The sequence below is a fragment of the Patescibacteria group bacterium genome (assembly GCA_020148045.1).
In the GTDB taxonomy this organism is placed as follows: domain Bacteria; phylum Patescibacteriota; class Minisyncoccia; order Minisyncoccales; family GWA2-38-27; genus JAHCRG01.
In genome coordinates this window covers 1-2,289 of sequence record JAHCRG010000010.1, presented here as the reverse complement: position 1 = coordinate 2,289, position 2,289 = coordinate 1, and the positions used below count along the sequence as shown (strand labels likewise).

Genomic DNA, 2,289 nt, shown 5'->3' with positions numbered 1-2,289 from the left:
TTTAGTTGCTAAATATAAGATGCTTAAACCATATAAAATACTCAAAGAAACCATGAGTAGGCGAAATTTTTTCCCTAGAATCTTGTCACTAATTTTAATATATTCATTTGAGTATTTATCTTTCAATGACCAATTAATAAGTGTTACTAATATTGAAGCTAATACCATGCCTTCTATTATGAAATCTTGTAATTTGCTGAAGAAAATCCAAAGTGCTATTTGAGACATTAAATGGAAAGAAAAATAAGTAAATAGAATTCGGAAAAAATTTTTTCTAAATCTTTTGGATAATTTTTGAGTTCAACATATTCCGAGAAGAACATGTAGACTTTAATATTTTTTTCTGGGATTCTCTCTTGGTGAAAGAGATGGAAATTAGCCAAAGTGGAATATATCCCAGACGCATACAGATTTCTTGGGACCTTTCAGGTACTAATTCTGAACTCTATATTGAAATCCCTTTATTTTGTCCCAGATGCGAGTCAGATCGCATCTGGAAAACAGGAAAAGACCCCACAAGAAAAACCAAACCGCAAAAAGTATACTGTGCCGATTGTGGAAAACGGTTTTATCCCCATACCTCCAAATTTTTTCAAGACCAAACGCAAGATTTTCTTATGGATCTCATTGACGCCGCATTAGGACGCGGTCAAAAAGTCACCGACCTTGCCACCCGGTACAACATTTCGCCCAGCGTCATTTCTACCATTCTGACAGATTTTTTAGACTATATGGCGGAGGTAAAAGAGAAAGCGCGCTCTTTTCACGAGATTTACCCGGGGAAAGTCATTGTGATGGATGAAAAATTTTTAAAGATTGGAGGTAAGAAGTATAAATTGATTATCGCTGTAAATGAGCATGGCGATCCTCTTGCTTACCTATTAGCAAGAGATAGGGCTGCCACCACGATCCTGGGGGTCCTTTTAGAAGGAATCCAAGCGGGAGGACACCCGGACCTGATCGTGACAGATGGGTTTTCGGGGTATCGAAAAGCGATTAAATTAGCAGGGCTCTCCATTATCCACATCGAACACATCCATAAACCCCCCTATGGGCGGGTCATTATCACGAAAATTGAACAGACCAAAATGGAAATCAAAGAAACTTCCATTGGCACGACAAATGATATCTTTGTCCAAAATGGCGTCAATATTGGACGCGTCCTCGTCAAGACGACTAAAAAGAACCAACAAAAAAAAACGTGGGCGCCCTAAAGGCTCGAAAAATAAGAAAAACCCCCCGAAAAAGTCCAGCCCCGCAAAAAAGAAGCGAGGACCAAAAAATGTGTTTAAAGATGGGACGACCCACGTGTTCCAAGTAGATACAACGGCAAAACAAGTGACGGCACTCTCAACCGATGCATTGGGAATTGCAAACATACTTTCCTTAGTCCTTTTGTACTTTTGTGGCATGTGTATCACCACCAATTTATGTGAGGGGCGGTTCAGTATGTTGACTTCCATCTTCCGCTTTAAAGGAAACAGGTCAGCGGAATCCTGGGATAAAATTTTGGAGGTCTGGTTTTATCAGGCACTCAATCGGAAGTTAGTAGCTGAATTTTATCAGCAGCGGAAAATTCGGACGACCATTGGCGTAAGAAATGGCTTACCCCAAATTAATTTCGCAAAACTCCCGCTGCCTCTCGATCCATGTGGGGCGTCTTTAGCCGTTAATTAAAGGGACTTGCTAGATATTTTAAAAGGTCCGAGGGGGGTCTTTGAAGGAGAAAGAGTGAATATACCCGGTCTTTTTCTTAGCAGTATCTTTAAAAACGGCTTCGCCTAGAAAGTTTTTATCGATATACTTTTGCGTATATGTAGATCGCAAAAAGTGTCAAATGGTCTATTATATATATATTATTGTATATTTTAGTCCTCGCTGAAAGGAACCCTGACCTCTTTTATAAAAAAAATTATAGATTTTTACCTGAGTTTGACAAATTAAAATTCTGGCCAACGTGGGATAAGTCTGCTAAAACGTCTTTTGTCTGGCTTAGATTAGAAAAATATTGGAAAAAATTTAGAGAGGGCTATAAATTTCCCTTAAAACATAAATCTGATATATATGCAGATTTGCATAAAAATCACGTGAAATTTATTCCTACACCTCTAAATTCTGCTTCACATTTGAAGGATAAGATTGGTATAAAAACAGTGGAATATCGTGGGAAAACAGCGGATTGGTTAGTTTTCCCAGAATACGAATTAGAAGGTCAGTTTCTTGATAAGACGGAGTTTGGGAGATATTCCAAGCAAACTGGAACTGTAGTAAATGGAATGTGGCAAATAC

3 protein-coding genes are annotated in these 2,289 nt (G+C 38.4%); 2 read left to right on the top strand and 1 reads right to left on the bottom strand.

The window, feature by feature from the left end; all coding sequences use genetic code 11:
- Nucleotides 1-228: hypothetical protein (locus KJA13_03070; protein MBZ9577995.1), on the bottom strand; the 228-nt coding region annotated here is incomplete at its 3' end.
- Nucleotides 229-368: 140 nt separating this feature from the next.
- On the opposite strand from KJA13_03070, the gene KJA13_03065 reads away from it, so the two are divergent.
- Nucleotides 369-1,214, top strand: coding sequence for a DDE-type integrase/transposase/recombinase (locus KJA13_03065; GenBank protein MBZ9577994.1), 846 nt, complete (start codon nt 369-371; stop codon nt 1,212-1,214).
- A 645-nt stretch (nt 1,215-1,859) separates the two neighbouring features.
- On the top strand, nt 1,860-2,289 hold a 430-nt coding region (locus KJA13_03060; protein MBZ9577993.1), incomplete at its 3' end, for a hypothetical protein.